Here is a 14,042-nt window from a genome sequence, read left to right on the forward strand (position 1 = left end):
CCGAGGCCACCGGCAGGATCGCCAAGACCGACCGGCTGGACGCCGCCATGCTGGCGCGCATGGGCGCTCTTCTCGACCTCGAAGCACGACCGGTGCGCAGCCCGATCCTCAATAATCTCAAGGACCTGCACATGGCGCGCGAGGCGCTGGTGAAGAACCGGACGGCGGCGAGGAACAGGGCCAAGGCGCTAACCCTTCCCATCCTCAAGCGCCACAATGCCCAGCAGCTCAGGCAGATCGAACGTCAAATGGCTGCTGTCGAAAAGGAGATCACGGCGCTCATCCAGTCCGATCCCGATCTCTCCCGTCGCTTCGCTATCCTCGTCTCGATCCCGGGCGTCTCGGCAATCACCGCCTTCGCGCTTCTCATCGAAATGCCCGAACTCGGCACGCTCGGTCAGGGTCAGGCTGCTTCCCTCGCAGGCCTCGCTCCCGTCGCACGACAGTCCGGCAACTGGATCGGCCGCGCCTTCATCCGCGGCGGGCGAGCCAATGTCCGACAGGCACTCTACATGCCCGCCCTCGTCGCCATGCGCTTCAATCCCGATCTAAAGGCAAAATACCACCAGCTCACGGCCGACGGCAAAGCCTCAAAACTCGCCATCACAGCCATCATGCGAAAGCTCATCATCCTCGCAAACGCACTATTCAGGGACAATCGGACCTGGACACCATCTCTCCCTTGACCAACACGGATACTCTATTTGCCGGCCTTCTCTTCCTTGCCGGCCTTGTCCTCGAGCGAATGGCGCAGGATCAACGGCATTTGGCTTAACGTGAAGACAAGGGTAATGGGAATCGTGCCCCAGACCTTGAAATAAAGCCAGGCTTCCTCAGAAAAGTTGCGCCACACGATCTCGTTCAGCGCAGCCAGAAAAAGGAAGAAGAGTCCCCATCGGAAAGTGAGCTTGCGCCAGCCTTCGGCGTCGAGATTGAAGGCGGAATCAAAGACATAGCCCAACAGCGATCTGCCAAACGCCAACCCGCCAAGCAACGTGATGCCGAACAGGCTGTTGATGATTGTCGGCTTCATGAAAGCGAAGGTCTTGTCCTGCAGCCACAGCGCCAGCGCGCCAAACACAAACACCACGATGGCCGAGACCAACGGCATGATCGGCCAGCTGCGCGTCAAAATCCACGAAACGCTGAGCGATAGCGCCGTCGCCACCATAAAGAACGCTGTGGCAATCAGGATAGGCTCGCCGATATGGCCGAGGATCGGAAACTTCCCGACAAGCCACGCGCCGCGGATGGTGGTGAAAAAGAACACCAGGCCAGGCCCGAGTTCGAGCAGGAATTTCAGGCCGGGGTTCAACGCCCTGCGTCGCGGATCGGACGGGTCGCCTTCGAGGATGGGTGGGTTCATAGCGTCCTTCTTACGCATGATCCAATCCAAAGAGCCTGCAACTTTTCGGAATCATGCTCGTCAAGCCACTCCAGCGATCGCCCTGGCGAATTCGCTTGCGGAAAAGGGTTCGAGGTCGTCGACCTGTTCGCCGACGCCGATGAAATAGACCGGCAATTTGTGCTTTGCCGCGATCGCCACCAGAATACCGCCGCGCGCCGTGCCGTCCAGCTTGGTCATTACCAGGCCGTTGACGCCGGCGACATTGCGGAAGATCTCGACCTGGTTGAGCGCATTCTGGCCGGTGGTGGCATCGACCGTCTGCAGCACGGTGTGCGGCGCTTCCGGATCGAGCTTGCCCAGCACCCGGACGATCTTTTCCAGTTCCGCCATCAGTTCGGTCTTGTTCTGCAGCCGCCCGGCGGTGTCGATGATCAGCACGTCGGAGCCGGCCTCCTTCGCGCGCTCGAATGCATCGTAGGCGAGGCCGGCGGCATCGGCGCCGAGCTTCGAGGCAATGACCGGCGAGTTGGTACGCTCGCCCCAGATCTTCAGCTGCTCGATCGCGGCGGCGCGAAAAGTGTCGCCGGCGGCGAGCATCACCGAGAGGCCGCCATCGGTCAGCTTTGCCGCCAGCTTGCCGATGGTTGTGGTCTTGCCGGTGCCGTTGACACCGACGACCAGGATGACATGCGGCTTGTGGCTGAGATCGAGTTCCAGCGGCATGGCGACATGGGTCAGCACCTTCTCCACCTCGGCCGCCATGATGGCCCGGACTTCGGTGTCGGAGACGTCCTTGCCGTAGCGGCTGGCGGAGAGCGCGTCGGTAACGCGCAAAGCCGTCTCCATGCCGAGATCGGCGCGGATCAGCACATCCTCCAGATCCTGCAGCGTGTCCTCGTCAAGCTTCCGCTTGGTGAAGACGCCGGCGATGTTGCCCGACAACTCCCGGGAAGACCGGGCAAGCCCGTCTCGCATGCGCTGGAACCAGGAACGCCTCGGCGCCGGTTCGGGCGCCTTCTGCGGCTCGGCTTTCTGCTCGACCTTCTTGGTTACGGTGACTTTGCCGGGGGCGGGCTTTGGCTCCGGCGCTGGTTGCGGAACGGCTTCCGGCTCGGGCTTTACCTCCCCCCCGATGGGAGGGTGGGGCGCCGGCACGACCTCCGGTTCGGGCGCGATCTCGGTCAAGATCGGTTTCGTCTCGGCCGGCGCTGGCTGGCGGATCGGGGGCGGTATTTCGGCGGGCGGGACTTCGTGCACTGGCGCTGCCGAGGGAGCCTCGGTGGGCACTACCGGCGCTTCGACGGGTGCAGGTTCCGGCTGGGAGGGGACGATTTCTGGCTGCTGCGGCTCGGCCCGGATCTCCTCCGGTTCCTCAGCAGGCGTTTCCGGCTCGGGTGGAATGGTCGGCGGCGGCTCAGGCTTCAGCTCTTCCGGCGCCGGTTGCGGTGCCGGAGGCAACTCTGGTTCGACTGGAGGTACGGCTTCGACTTCGGGCCGCGATTCTTCGCGTTTCAAAAACTCCGGGACGGCCTGCTCGGCGGCCGGTTTCAGCGCCTCCAGTTCGTCCCATTTGATCGGCGGCAGCGGCGCGGCCTCGTCGGGCCGCTCCTCGACGACTTCCTTCTTGCCGAACGAAAATATCTTCTTGAAAAACCCAGCCATGTCTTGCGCTCTCAGGCGGCGCGGGCGGCAAGCGGCGCGGCGATCAGTCGGATACCGTCATGGCCGGCGATATCAGCCTCGACAATGTCGCCCGGAGCGCCGGCAGAGACCGCGGCCAGCGTAAACCCTTCGGTGCGGCCAAGGCCGTCACGCTCGACCAGGATCGACTGATGCGTTCCAGCGAGCGAGGCAAGATGGCGGCGATAGGCGGCCTCGCCGGCGGCGCGCAGGCGTGCCGCGCGTTGCTTGACGACGTCGCGGCGGAGCTGCGGCATGCGCGCGGCGGGCGTGCCATGGCGCGGCGAAAACGGGAAGACGTGGAGATGCGTCAGGCCGCATTCCTCGACGATCTCCAGCGAGTTTTCGAACATGGCGTCCGTCTCGGTCGGGAAGCCGGCGATGATGTCGGCGCCGAAAACAATGCCGGGGCGCAGTTTGCGCACATCCTCGCAAAAGCGGATCGACTGGTCGCGGCTGTGCCGGCGCTTCATCCGCTTCAGAATCATGTCGTCACCCGATTGCAGCGACAGATGCAGATGCGGCATCAGCCTCGGCTCGGTGGCGATGGCGTCCAGCAGATCGTCGTCGGCTTCGATCGAGTCGATCGAGGAAAGCCGCAGGCGTTTCACGTCTGGCACCTGCTTCAGGATGGTCTTGACCAATTTGCCGAGCTTCGGTGCGCCCGGCAGATCGGCGCCAAAACTGGTCATGTCGACGCCCGTCAGCACGATCTCGGCATAACCATTGCCGACGAGTCGCTTGATCTGCTCGACCACGGCGCCCATCGGCACCGAGCGCGAATTGCCGCGACCGTACGGAATGATGCAGAAGGTGCAGCGGTGGTCGCAGCCGTTCTGCACCTGGACAAAAGCGCGCGCCCGGCCCTCGATGGCGTCGACCATGTGGGCGGCCGTCTCGCGCACCGAAAAGATATCGTTGACGCGCGCCTTCTCAGTGTCGTTGACGCCGAAATCCGGCAGCGCGCGATAGGAATGCGCCTTCAGCTTTTCCTCATTGCCGAGGACGAGATCGACCTCGTCCATGGCGACGAAATCCTGCGGGCCGGTCTGCGCGGCACAGCCGGTGACGATGATGCGGGCGGCCGGGTTCTCACGGCGGGCTTTTCTGATCGACTGCTTGGCCTGGCGTACAGCCTCGCCGGTGACGGCGCAGGTGTTGAAGATGATGGCGCCGCCTTCGAGGCCGCCGAGGCCCGCAATTTCGGCTTCACGCCGCATCACCTCGGATTCATAGGTGTTCAGCCGGCAGCCGAAGGTGACGACCTCGATACCCTTGTTGCCAAGAGGAGCCATCAGGCGGCGCTTTCGGTGTCGCGCGCCCACGCCCCGGTCGACGGATCGAAGCTGCCGGAAAATTCCCATTCGGCGGCACCGGTGAGGATGACGTGGTCGTCGTCGCGCCACAAAACATGCAGCGAGCCGCCGCCGGGCGTCATCAGCGTGACGCCGCGGCCGGTACGCCGGGTGCGGGACGCGGCGACTACAGCGGCGCAAGCAGCCGTGCCGCAGGCCTTGGTCAGGCCGGCGCCGCGCTCCCAGGTGCGGATGGCCATGGTCTCCGGCGAGGTCACCTGCGCGATGGTGATGTTGGCGCGCTCGGGGAAGATCGGGTGGTTTTCGAGCAGCGGGCCGAAGCGCTCGAGCTCGTACGACCAGACGTCGCGGTCGACCCAGAAGATGGCGTGCGGATTGCCCATCGAGACGACCGACGGCGAATGCAGCACCGGAGCATCGATCGGGCCGATCTGCAGCTCGATCATGCGGGTGTCGCGGAATTCCTCGGCCAGCGGGATGTCCTGCCAGCCAAAGCGCGGCCTGCCCATGTCGACCGAGATCATTCCGTCGGCATGTTCCTCGGCATTGAGGATGCCGGCGACTGTTTCAAAGGCAAATGTCTTCTGGCCGGTCTCGGCGGCGAGCGCCTGGACGACACAACGCATGCCGTTGCCGCAGGCTTGCGCCCTGGTTCCGTCGGAATTCAAGATGTCGATGAAAAAGGCGGTGCCCGGCGTCCTGGGGTCGTGGATCGCCATGATCTGGTCGAACCTGGTCGCCGCATCGGCATTAAGCGCGACGGCTGCCGCAGGCGTCACGCGATCGGCACGGCCACGCATATCGGCAACGATGATTTCGTTGCCAATGCCGTTCATCTTGGCGAAAGGGGCCGCGCTTGCCATCGATCGAAAGGTCTCTTGCCGTTTGGCGCCTATATGGCGGATAGCGGCAGAAATTACCAGCGCGGCGTGATTTTCAAGTCACCGCGAAGACGCCAAGCACGATCAACAGGAAGATGATCAGCACGATGCCGATGAGGATGCGCGCGCCGGTGGCGGCGGCTCCGGCCAGTGCCGGCATGCCGAGCAGGCTCGCCGCGGCCGCGATAATCAAAAGAATGATGATCCACCTGATCATGAGAGACACCTCGCAGGCGACAAGTTTGAACACCTACAAACGTCTATGTGATGCCTTAGGTTCCGCCGCGCTAGACCGCCGGCACGTCCCAGACTTCGCCCGGCCGCAAGGCGCGAAAACGTTGCCGCGGCAGGCCGGCAGCATCGAGCGCTTCGCCGAGCTTTCTGGGCGGCTCGTCGATCGGCTCGTTGGTGAGCCGGAACGTGCCCCAGTGACAGCCGGCTGCATAGGCGGCGTTGCACAAAAGCATGCCTTGCACCGCCTCCTCCGGATCCTGGTGATGTGGCGCCATGAACCAGCGCGGCTCGTAGGCGCCGATCGGCAGGATGGCGAGGCGGAAGCCGCCGTGCTTTTGCGCCATCAGCCGGTAATTGACGCCACCGTGGAAGCCGGTATCGCCGGCGAAATAGATCTTTGCGTCGGGTGTCTCGACGACGAAACCCGCCCACAGCGCCATGCGCCGGTCGCGAGTACCGCGGGCCGACCAGTGGTGCACCGGCTCGACATGGACGGCGACGCCATCGCCGATATCGACCCGGTCGCCCCAGTCATGCGCGGAAAGCCTCATACGGGGCACGGCAGCGCCGATGATCGTGTCGTTGCCGAGCGGCGTCAGCAGCAGCGGGTCGTGTCTTGTCTTCAGGCGCTTCAGCGTGGCGAGGTCGAGATGGTCGTAATGGTTGTGACTGACCAGCACGAGGTCGATCGGCGGCAAATGCGAAAACGCGATGCCCGGCGGATTGACGCGTTTCGGCCCGGCGAAGGAGAGCGGCGAGACGCGTCGCGACCAGACCGGGTCGGTCAGGATGTTCAGGCCGGCTGTCTGGACGAGCAGCGAGGAATGACCGACCATGGTGAGGCGCAGCGCAGAACCATCGATGCGCTCGACCGGTCTTGCCGGTGGAAACGGGCTCGGATCCGCCGCCGGCCATTTCGAGCGCTCGCGGCTCAATTGCCATTTCAACAGATCGGCAAAGCGACCGGGCGGCCGTCCGTCGGGATTGAAGAACAAGGTGCCGTCGAAATGATCGCTGGGCGGCCCGCTGTAATAGCGGTTGGCGGCTCTCTTTCTCGCGGCCAAGAAATCGGCTCCCTGCAGTTTGCTGATCGCCAAGAGATAATGCCGGCGCCGGCCCGCACAAGCATTTGAGGTGAACGCCAGGGATTTGGCGCCAGCGCGCCGTATCGAAATCAACCGGAGGTGTCGGCCAAACGGCCAAGGCGTAACGCAATTTCAGGCAATGTGCATTTTGCGACAAATTTGCAACATTACCGGCGCAAACCGTATTTTAACCATATCGGGTTGAAATTTCGCCACCTTCTCCATCTTGGTGAGGGGGACATTGCGCGGACGGCACCCCCAGCCCGATCCGACGGAGGTTGAAGAATGAAATTTTCGAAAACCGGCCTGCTGGCCGTATCGCTGGCCGCGCTCGTTGCGAGCGGCTGTTCAACCTCACGGTTCACATCGATGGACGAGCAGCAGCCGGCGCCGCTGGAAGCTGCGCCCGCCGGCAAGGTGACCGCAAACCAGCTGCCGCCGCCGGCGACACCCGGCCCGGCCGATCCGTCGAAATTTCCGACCGCGCCGCAGAACACCCAGGTCGCCTCGCTGCCGCCGGACGGGACGGCGCCGGCCGGTGCGGCCGACCTTACCGCGTCCAGCGTCGCCGGCGTGTGGAAGGCAAGCGTGTCCGGCCAGAGCTGTCAGGTGGCGACGCCGCAAACCAAATTCGGTTCGGGCTACCGCGCCGGACCGCTGCATTGCCCGGCGCCGCTCGATGGCATCAAATCCTGGAACGTCGCCGGCAAGCAACTGACGCTCTACGACGAGAATGGCGGCACGCTGGCACGGCTTTATTCCTCAGGCGGCGAGAAATTCGACGGCCAGACTTCCAACGGCCTGCCGATCTCGCTTACAAGGTAAGAGAACGGCCCCCCATTGTTACGCAATTCCGGACAGAAAACCGCTGCACACTTTTCTTGGAATTGCTCTCTTTTGTTTTTTACGCAATTCCGGACAGAAAACCGCTGCACACTTTTCTTGGAATTGCTCCGGAACGACGTGACCAATGCATCTGCGTGACGGCCTCCAGACTCATGCGACCGTCAAGCAGCGCTATGACCATCTAGTCGAGACGGGCGCCATCGGGCGCGATCCGGCGCAGGAGCGGATCGCCGCTGCGCTCGACCGGCTGATCGAAGAGATATCGGCAAAGCGGCTGGCGCAGAAATCAAGCGCGCTGGGGTGGTTGTTCGCCCGCAAGCGCGAGGTGCACGAGGCGGTCAAGGGCCTTTATATCCATGGCGGCGTCGGCCGCGGCAAGACCATGCTGATGGACATGTTTTTCGAGCTGCTGCCGGTGCGGCGCAAGCGCCGGGTGCATTTCAACGACTTCATGGCCGACGTGCAGGACCGCATTCAGAAGCACCGGCAGGCTCGCAAGAACGGCACGGCCAAGGAGGACGACCCGATCCCGCCGGTGGCGCGCGCGCTGGCCGAGGAAGCCTGGGTGCTATGCTTCGACGAGTTCTCCGTCACCGACATCGCCGATGCGATGATCCTGTCAAGGTTGTTTTCGGCGTTGTTTGCCAATGGCGTGGTGCTGGTTGCCACTTCCAATGTCGCGCCGCAGGATCTCTACCGCGACGGCCTGAACCGTCAGTTGTTTTTGCCGTTTGTCGCTATCCTGGAGCGCCACGCGCAGGTGCTGGCGCTGGACGCCGACAAGGATTACCGCCTCGACAAGCTCAGCCGCATGCCGGTCTACATCACCGCGGCCGATGCCGCCGCCGACCATGCGCTCGACGACGCGTGGGCGGTGATGACGCATGGCAGGCCGACGGCCGAGACGATGCTGACGGTGAAGGGCCGGCACGTCATGGTGCCGCGGGCTGCAGGGGAGGCTGCGCGGTTTTCCTTCGCCGATCTCTGCGAGAGGCCGCTCGGCGCCCGCGACTATCTTGCCATTGCCGCCCGCTTCTCGACCATCTTCATCGACCATGTGCCGGTGCTCGGCGAAGGCAAGCGCAACGAAGCCAAGCGCTTCATCCTGCTGGTCGATACGCTCTACGATCATCATGTACGGCTGGTGATGAGCGCCGCGGCACCGCCGGCGCAGCTCTATACGGCCAAGCGCGGCAACGAAGTCTTCGAGTTCGAGCGCACCGCATCGCGGCTGATCGAGATGCAGAGCCACGACTGGCTGGAGGACTGGGCGAAGAGGCAGAGGGCGCAGGGATCATCGACGGAGGCACGGCAGGCACAGGCGTGAGGGATAGTACCGAAGCGGGCGCTGCCGCCGGCGCCTATAATCGATAAACATACATGACAAACCCCTCCGCCGGCCCATGCGGCTCTTTTCGCGACTCGTAAAGTGCGCGAGCAGCGACATTGTCCGGCTCGGTGCCGACCCACGCCTCCTCACAGCCATGCTCGCGACCGAGTACCAACATGGCGCCAAGCATCCTCGTCGCAACGCCCAGGCGTTGAAAGGCCGGCGCCACGCCGACCTCGTCTATGTAGAGTTCGCTCACCTTGTCCGGGTGGCGGTGGATGACGGCTGCGCATTGGCCAACGACGATGTCGTCGGCGAGGGCCACGACCATGAAATGACCGGGCTCCGCGAGATAGGCGGAGAGCCGATCCGGCCTGACCGGCTCGTCGAAGACTTCGTCGGCAACCCGCATCACAAGGGCGTCATCGCCAGGAAACAGCCTTCTGATTTCCAGTGCCATTGTGTAGAATTCCTCTAGTCGGCTTCAGAATTTTGACGTTTACGTAATTCCCATTGTTTCTAACCGATTGAAATTACTCACTCCAAAATAATCGTTTGAATTTTTGTGCGGCCGGGGCTATTGCGTGCGGCGAATTTCGCGGTTCCGCAGCATTCCGGCCTCTTCCTCCGACGCCGTCATCAAATCGTCAAGGATTTGGGCGCCGTCATAGTCAAAGGGAAAACATCCTGACATGGCACGCAACAAGATAGCGCTCATCGGCTCGGGCATGATCGGCGGCACCCTCGCCCACATGGTCGGCCTCAAGGATCTCGGCGACGTCGTGCTGTTCGATATCGCCGAAGGCATCCCGCAAGGCAAGGGACTGGACATCGCGCAGTCGTCGCCGGTCGATGGGTTCGACTCGAGGCTGACCGGCGTCAACGACTATGCCGGCATCGAGGGCGCCGATGTCTGCATCGTCACCGCCGGCGTGCCGCGCAAGCCCGGCATGAGCCGCGACGATCTTCTAGGCATCAATCTGAAGGTGATGGAGCAGGTCGGCGCCGGCCTCAAGAAATACGCGCCGAAAGCCTTCGTCATCTGCATCACCAATCCGCTCGACGCCATGGTCTGGGCGCTGCAGAAGTTTTCCGGCCTGCCCAAGAGCCATGTCGTCGGCATGGCCGGCGTGCTCGACAGTTCGCGCTTTCGTTATTTCCTGGCCGAGGAATTCAAGGTCTCGGTCGAGGACGTCACCGCCTTCGTGCTCGGCGGCCATGGCGATTCCATGGTGCCGATGATCCGCTATTCGACGGTTGCCGGCATCCCGCTGCCCGACCTCATCAAGATGGGCTGGACCTCGAAAGAGCGGCTCGACCAGATCGTGCAGCGCACCCGCGACGGCGGCGCCGAGATCGTCGGCCTGCTCAAGACAGGCTCCGCCTTTTATGCGCCGGCCGCCTCGGCCATCGCCATGGCCGAAGCCTATCTCAAGGACAAGAAGCGGGTGCTGCCCTGTGCGGCGTACCTCTCCGGCCAATATGGCGTCAAAAACACCTATGTCGGCGTTCCCGTGGTAATCGGCGCCGGCGGCGTCGAGCGGATCATCGAGATCGAGCTCGCGAAGAGCGAGCAGAAGATGTTCGACAATTCGGTCGCGGCGGTGCAGGGCCTGTGCGACGCCTGCGTCAAGATCGCTCCGCATCTCGCGGCCAAGTAAGCCGGTAATCAAGCCCGCCAAGCAAGCTGGAGACATAGCGCATGAACATCCATGAGTATCAGGGCAAGGCGCTGCTGAAAGGCTTTGGCGCACCCGTGGCCGAGGGCGTGCCGGTGTTCAAGGCGAGCGAGGCGGAAGCTGCCGCCAAGGCGCTGCCCGGCCCACTCTATGTGGTCAAGAGCCAGATCCATGCCGGCGGCCGCGGCAAGGGCAAGTTCAGGGAGCTCGGGCCCGATGCCAAGGGCGGCGTCAGGCTGGCGAAGTCGGTGGCCGAGGTCGTCGCCAACGCCAAGGAGATGCTCGGCCATACGCTGGTCACCAAGCAGACCGGCCCGGCCGGCAAGCAGGTCAACCGGCTCTATATCGAGGACGGCGCCGACATCGAGCGCGAGCTCTATCTGTCGATCCTGGTCGACCGCTCGGTCGGGCGCGTCGCCTTCGTCGTCTCGACCGAGGGCGGCATGGACATCGAGGCGGTCGCCCACGACACGCCGGAAAAGATCATTACCGTCGCCATCGACCCGGAAAAGGGCGTGACGGCCGACGATGTGAAGAAGCTCAACGCCGCACTGAGACTCGACGGCGACGCCGCCAGGGATGGCGCGACCCTGTTTCCGATCCTCTACAAGGCGTTTGTCGAGAAGGACATGAGCCTGCTCGAGGTCAACCCTTTGATCGTCATGAAGAGCGGCCGGCTGCGCGTGCTCGACGCAAAAGTGTCGTTCGACAACAATGCGCTGTTCCGTCACCCGGACGTGCTCGAATTGCGCGACACCACCGAAGAGGACGAGAAGGAGATCGAGGCATCGAAATACGACCTCGCCTATGTCGCGCTCGACGGTAATATCGGCTGCATGGTCAACGGCGCCGGCCTTGCCATGGCGACGATGGACATCATCAAGCTCTACGGCGCCGAACCCGCCAACTTCCTCGATGTCGGCGGCGGCGCGTCGAAAGAAAAGGTGACGGCGGCGTTCAAGATCATCACCAAGGATCCGGCGGTCAAAGGCATCCTGATCAACATCTTCGGCGGCATCATGAAGTGCGACATCATCGCCGAGGGCGTCATCGCCGCGGTCAAGGAGGTCGGCCTGCAAGTGCCGCTGGTGGTGCGGCTGGAAGGCACCAATGCCGAGCTCGGCAAGAAGATCATCAACGACAGCGGGCTGAACGTGGTGTCGGCCGATGACCTCGATGACGCAGCCAAGAAGATTGTCGCGGCGGTGAAGGGCGACTGATGCATCGGTTGCTGGCCATAGCGCTCTGCGGCATGGCCTTTTGGGCCAGCGCTGCTGCGGCCGCGGATAGTTCGAAGTCGCCCGCCTGGATCGGCAAGAGGGTCAATCTCTTCATGAACTTATGTCCGGCAACGGCGCCCAGCTTCGGCCGGTTCAACGCGGTTGCCCGGCAAAGCGGGTTCAAGGCCGGATCCGACGGGCTACAAGTCTACAAGGCTACGGAAATCGTTGCCTCAATCAAGAGTTCGAACGGTCGCTGCGACTGCCTGGTCTCCTTCGGCACCAACGATCCGAAGCTGGCCGCCAACATGATCCTGAAAAGGCTTCTGACCAAATATGGCAGCAGTTTCCAAGCCGATGATGACCCCAAGTCCCTTGGTGAATTGAGAACGTCTGGCGGCAATTTATCGGTGCAGATCGTGACGATCCGGCGCGCCGGGGGCCGATGGATCGGTGCTGTCGTTCACGGAAACCAAAAATGCCCAGCTTGAAAACAGAACTTCAGGGTCAAGGTTGATAGGCGATGCCTCCGCACAAGATAAACCTCGTCGAGGCGGCGGATCAGAAGATCAAGAAGGTCTTCGATCCGCATATCGCCGGCGACGTGAACGACAGCCAGGTCAAGATCGCCAAATTCGGCGATGTCTTCGACTGGCACGCGCATGACAATGAAGACGAAGCATTCTTGGTGCTGCGCGGCCGCATCGCCATCGATTTCCGCGACGGCACGGTTGAGCTTGGCAGCGGCGAGTTCATCGTTGTGCCGCGCGCCGTCGAGCACCGGCCGCGCTCGCTCAGCGAACAGCCGGTGGTGCTGATGTTCGAGCCGGCGACGACGCTCAACACCGGCAACGCTAAGAGCGACCTCACCGTCGCCGATCTCAAGCGGCTCTGACCATGAACGCTGCGCCCTTCTCCTCACTCTCGGCCGATCACCAGCGCCTGCGGGCGCTGGTCGGAGCGTGGCGCGGCGAGGAAGAGGTGTCGGCCACGAAATGGGCCGACGGCGGAACAGCGAGTTCGGAAATACTGGCAGAGGCACAGTTCGGCGGCCTGTTCGTAGTGCAGCGCTATCGCCAGCGCCGCGACGGCACGGTTTCGTTCGGCGCGTACAGCGTGTTCGGCTTCGACCAGCAAAACAAAATCGTCACCATGCACCAGTTCGATTCGATGGGTTTCGTGCCGATGTCGCCGGCCAAAGGCAGCTGGAACGGCACGGAGCTGGTTCTGGAGCGGTCGTCGCAGCGCGGCTCCGCGCGTGTGACTTATATTTTCGACAATGCCGATGCCTTCGGCATGCGACTGCATTTCAAACCTGCCGGCGGCGATGGCTGGCAAGACATGGTGAGCGGCGTCTACCGGCGCGTCTCGCCTTCCTCGATCAATGGTTTTTAGAAAAGGGCTCCGATGTCCATTCTCGTCGACAAGAACACCAAGGTGCTGGTGCAGGGCCTGACCGGCAAGACCGGCACGTTCCATACCGAACAGGCGCTCGCCTATCACGGCACAAAGATGGTCGGCGGCATCCACCCCAAGAAGGGCGGCGAAACCTGGACCGGCGCCAAGGGCGAGGCGCTTCCGATCTTCGCCACCGTAGCCGAAGGCAAGGCCAGGACCGGCGCCAACGCTTCGGTCGTCTACGTGCCGCCGGCGGGTGCTGCCGAAGCGATCCTGGAAGCGATCGAGGCCGAGATCCCGCTGATCGTCTGCATCACCGAGGGCATACCGGTGATGGACATGATCAAAGTCAAGGCAAGGCTCGACCGTTCGACATCGCGGCTTATCGGCCCCAACTGCCCCGGCGTGCTGACCCCCGATGAATGCAAGATCGGCATCATGCCCGGCAACATCTTCCGCAAGGGCTCGGTCGGCGTTGTTTCCCGCTCGGGAACGCTTACCTATGAGGCGGTGTTCCAGACCACGAATGTCGGCCTCGGCCAGACCACTGCCGTCGGCATCGGCGGCGATCCGGTCAAAGGCACGGAGTTCATCGACGTGCTGGAGATGTTCCTCGCCGACGACGAGACCAAGTCGATCATCATGATCGGTGAAATCGGCGGTTCGGCCGAGGAAGACGCCGCGCAATTCCTCAAGGACGAGGCAAAGCGCGGCCGCAGCAAGCCGATGGCCGGCTTCATCGCCGGGCGCACCGCACCGGCGGGCCGCACTATGGGCCATGCGGGCGCGGTCATCTCCGGCGGCAAGGGCGGCGCGGAAGACAAGATCGCGGCGATGGAATCGGCCGGCATCAAGGTTTCGCCGTCGCCGGCCCGGCTCGGCACGACGCTGGTCGAGGCGATCAAGGGTTAGGGGAGTAAGGGAGTACGGGAATAGGGGAGTAGGGAACAAGACGAGGGCATTTGCCCTACTCCCTTACTCCCCTATTCCCTTACTCCCCTCCAACAAAGGAGACGAAGCAAAGG

The 14,042-nt window shown here is 63.1% G+C and carries 16 protein-coding genes; 9 read left to right on the forward strand and 7 right to left on the reverse strand.

The features are described 5' to 3' along the window. Positions 1-686 (forward strand): transposase (locus tag NKH30_RS24960; RefSeq protein WP_352997416.1); only part of this gene is annotated, 686 nt, incomplete at its 5' end. Positions 687-700: 14 nt separating this feature from the next. Here the strand turns inward: NKH30_RS24960 and NKH30_RS24965 are convergent. The 6 genes from NKH30_RS24965 to NKH30_RS24990 form a co-directional block, all read right to left on the reverse strand. Next, positions 701-1,366 (reverse strand): septation protein A, encoded by a 666-nt coding sequence (locus tag NKH30_RS24965; RefSeq protein ID WP_352493215.1) that lies wholly within the window; start codon positions 1,364-1,366, stop codon positions 701-703. A 60-nt stretch (positions 1,367-1,426) separates the two neighbouring features. Next, complete coding sequence (gene ftsY / locus NKH30_RS24970; RefSeq protein WP_352493194.1) at positions 1,427-3,010, reverse strand: signal recognition particle-docking protein FtsY; 1,584 nt, start codon at positions 3,008-3,010, stop codon at positions 1,427-1,429. 11 nt (positions 3,011-3,021) lie between these two features. Further along, positions 3,022-4,323, reverse strand: coding sequence for a tRNA (N(6)-L-threonylcarbamoyladenosine(37)-C(2))-methylthiotransferase MtaB (gene mtaB / locus NKH30_RS24975; RefSeq protein WP_352493195.1), 1,302 nt, complete (start codon positions 4,321-4,323; stop codon positions 3,022-3,024). Next, positions 4,323-5,207, reverse strand: a complete 885-nt coding sequence (dapF, locus tag NKH30_RS24980) for a diaminopimelate epimerase (protein WP_352470815.1) — start codon at positions 5,205-5,207, stop codon at positions 4,323-4,325. The genes mtaB and dapF overlap by 1 nt, the downstream gene beginning before the upstream one ends. A 73-nt stretch (positions 5,208-5,280) precedes the next feature. Beyond that, positions 5,281-5,442, reverse strand: coding sequence for a DUF1328 family protein (locus tag NKH30_RS24985; protein WP_031195454.1), 162 nt, complete (start codon positions 5,440-5,442; stop codon positions 5,281-5,283). A gap of 70 nt (positions 5,443-5,512) precedes the next feature. Then, on the reverse strand, positions 5,513-6,523 hold the full coding sequence (locus NKH30_RS24990) for an MBL fold metallo-hydrolase (protein ID WP_352493196.1): 1,011 nt from the start codon (positions 6,521-6,523) through the stop codon (positions 5,513-5,515). Positions 6,524-6,829: 306 nt separating this feature from the next. Here NKH30_RS24990 and NKH30_RS24995 point away from each other — a divergent pair, with 306 nt between their 5' ends. Both NKH30_RS24995 and zapE read left to right on the forward strand, forming a co-directional pair. Then, a complete protein-coding gene (locus tag NKH30_RS24995; protein ID WP_352493197.1) occupies positions 6,830-7,369 on the forward strand; it encodes a protease inhibitor Inh/omp19 family protein in 540 nt (179 codons plus the stop codon). A 145-nt stretch (positions 7,370-7,514) separates the two neighbouring features. Next, positions 7,515-8,717, forward strand: coding sequence for a cell division protein ZapE (zapE, locus tag NKH30_RS25000; protein ID WP_352997417.1), 1,203 nt, complete (start codon positions 7,515-7,517; stop codon positions 8,715-8,717). 34 nt (positions 8,718-8,751) lie between these two features. On the opposite strand, the gene NKH30_RS25005 is transcribed toward zapE, so the two are convergent. Further along, positions 8,752-9,180 (reverse strand): GNAT family N-acetyltransferase, encoded by a 429-nt coding sequence (locus NKH30_RS25005; protein ID WP_352997418.1) that lies wholly within the window; start codon positions 9,178-9,180, stop codon positions 8,752-8,754. Between the two features lie 232 nt (positions 9,181-9,412). On the opposite strand from NKH30_RS25005, the gene mdh reads away from it, so the two are divergent. From mdh to sucD, 6 genes are read left to right on the forward strand one after another with little or no spacing between them, the layout of a single operon-like run. Beyond that, positions 9,413-10,381 (forward strand): malate dehydrogenase, encoded by a 969-nt coding sequence (gene mdh / locus NKH30_RS25010; protein ID WP_352456335.1) that lies wholly within the window; start codon positions 9,413-9,415, stop codon positions 10,379-10,381. A 41-nt stretch (positions 10,382-10,422) separates the two neighbouring features. Next, positions 10,423-11,619 carry an ADP-forming succinate--CoA ligase subunit beta gene (sucC, locus tag NKH30_RS25015; RefSeq protein ID WP_352997419.1) on the forward strand — a complete coding sequence of 399 codons (1,197 nt, stop codon included), beginning with the start codon at positions 10,423-10,425 and terminating at the stop codon, positions 11,617-11,619. Then, positions 11,619-12,110 carry a hypothetical protein gene (locus NKH30_RS25020; RefSeq protein ID WP_352540825.1) on the forward strand — a complete coding sequence of 164 codons (492 nt, stop codon included), beginning with the start codon at positions 11,619-11,621 and terminating at the stop codon, positions 12,108-12,110. Before sucC ends, NKH30_RS25020 begins: the two co-directional genes overlap by 1 nt. Positions 12,111-12,142: 32 nt before the next feature. Next, positions 12,143-12,514 carry a cupin domain-containing protein gene (locus NKH30_RS25025; RefSeq protein ID WP_352615464.1) on the forward strand — a complete coding sequence of 124 codons (372 nt, stop codon included), beginning with the start codon at positions 12,143-12,145 and terminating at the stop codon, positions 12,512-12,514. A 2-nt stretch (positions 12,515-12,516) separates the two neighbouring features. Continuing rightward, a complete protein-coding gene (locus NKH30_RS25030; protein ID WP_352540827.1) occupies positions 12,517-13,014 on the forward strand; it encodes a DUF1579 family protein in 498 nt (165 codons plus the stop codon). 12 nt (positions 13,015-13,026) lie between these two features. Next, a complete protein-coding gene (gene sucD / locus NKH30_RS25035; protein WP_352450172.1) occupies positions 13,027-13,929 on the forward strand; it encodes a succinate--CoA ligase subunit alpha in 903 nt (300 codons plus the stop codon). The last annotated feature ends 113 nt before the right edge of the window (positions 13,930-14,042 follow it).

The sequence above is a fragment of the Mesorhizobium sp. M1273 genome (genome assembly GCF_040318195.1).
GTDB lineage: Bacteria > Pseudomonadota > Alphaproteobacteria > Rhizobiales > Rhizobiaceae > Mesorhizobium.

What these genes read in the sequence shown, in the direction of transcription:
- NKH30_RS24965 (WP_352493215.1), bottom strand. Translation starts at nt 1,366, where the DNA reads ATGAACCCACCCATCCTCGAAGGCGACCCGTCCGATCCGCGACGCAGG.
- ftsY (WP_352493194.1), bottom strand. Translation starts at nt 3,010, where the DNA reads ATGGCTGGGTTTTTCAAGAAGATATTTTCGTTCGGCAAGAAGGAAGTC.
- mtaB (WP_352493195.1), bottom strand. Translation starts at nt 4,323, where the DNA reads ATGGCTCCTCTTGGCAACAAGGGTATCGAGGTCGTCACCTTCGGCTGC.
- dapF (WP_352470815.1), bottom strand. Translation starts at nt 5,207, where the DNA reads ATGGCAAGCGCGGCCCCTTTCGCCAAGATGAACGGCATTGGCAACGAA.
- NKH30_RS24985 (WP_031195454.1), bottom strand. Translation starts at nt 5,442, where the DNA reads ATGATCAGGTGGATCATCATTCTTTTGATTATCGCGGCCGCGGCGAGC.
- NKH30_RS24995 (WP_352493197.1), top strand. Translation starts at nt 6,830, where the DNA reads ATGAAATTTTCGAAAACCGGCCTGCTGGCCGTATCGCTGGCCGCGCTC.
- zapE (WP_352997417.1), top strand. Translation starts at nt 7,515, where the DNA reads ATGCATCTGCGTGACGGCCTCCAGACTCATGCGACCGTCAAGCAGCGC.
- NKH30_RS25005 (WP_352997418.1), bottom strand. Translation starts at nt 9,180, where the DNA reads ATGGCACTGGAAATCAGAAGGCTGTTTCCTGGCGATGACGCCCTTGTG.
- mdh (WP_352456335.1), top strand. Translation starts at nt 9,413, where the DNA reads ATGGCACGCAACAAGATAGCGCTCATCGGCTCGGGCATGATCGGCGGC.
- sucC (WP_352997419.1), top strand. Translation starts at nt 10,423, where the DNA reads ATGAACATCCATGAGTATCAGGGCAAGGCGCTGCTGAAAGGCTTTGGC.
- NKH30_RS25020 (WP_352540825.1), top strand. Translation starts at nt 11,619, where the DNA reads ATGCATCGGTTGCTGGCCATAGCGCTCTGCGGCATGGCCTTTTGGGCC.
- NKH30_RS25025 (WP_352615464.1), top strand. Translation starts at nt 12,143, where the DNA reads ATGCCTCCGCACAAGATAAACCTCGTCGAGGCGGCGGATCAGAAGATC.
- NKH30_RS25030 (WP_352540827.1), top strand. Translation starts at nt 12,517, where the DNA reads ATGAACGCTGCGCCCTTCTCCTCACTCTCGGCCGATCACCAGCGCCTG.
- sucD (WP_352450172.1), top strand. Translation starts at nt 13,027, where the DNA reads ATGTCCATTCTCGTCGACAAGAACACCAAGGTGCTGGTGCAGGGCCTG.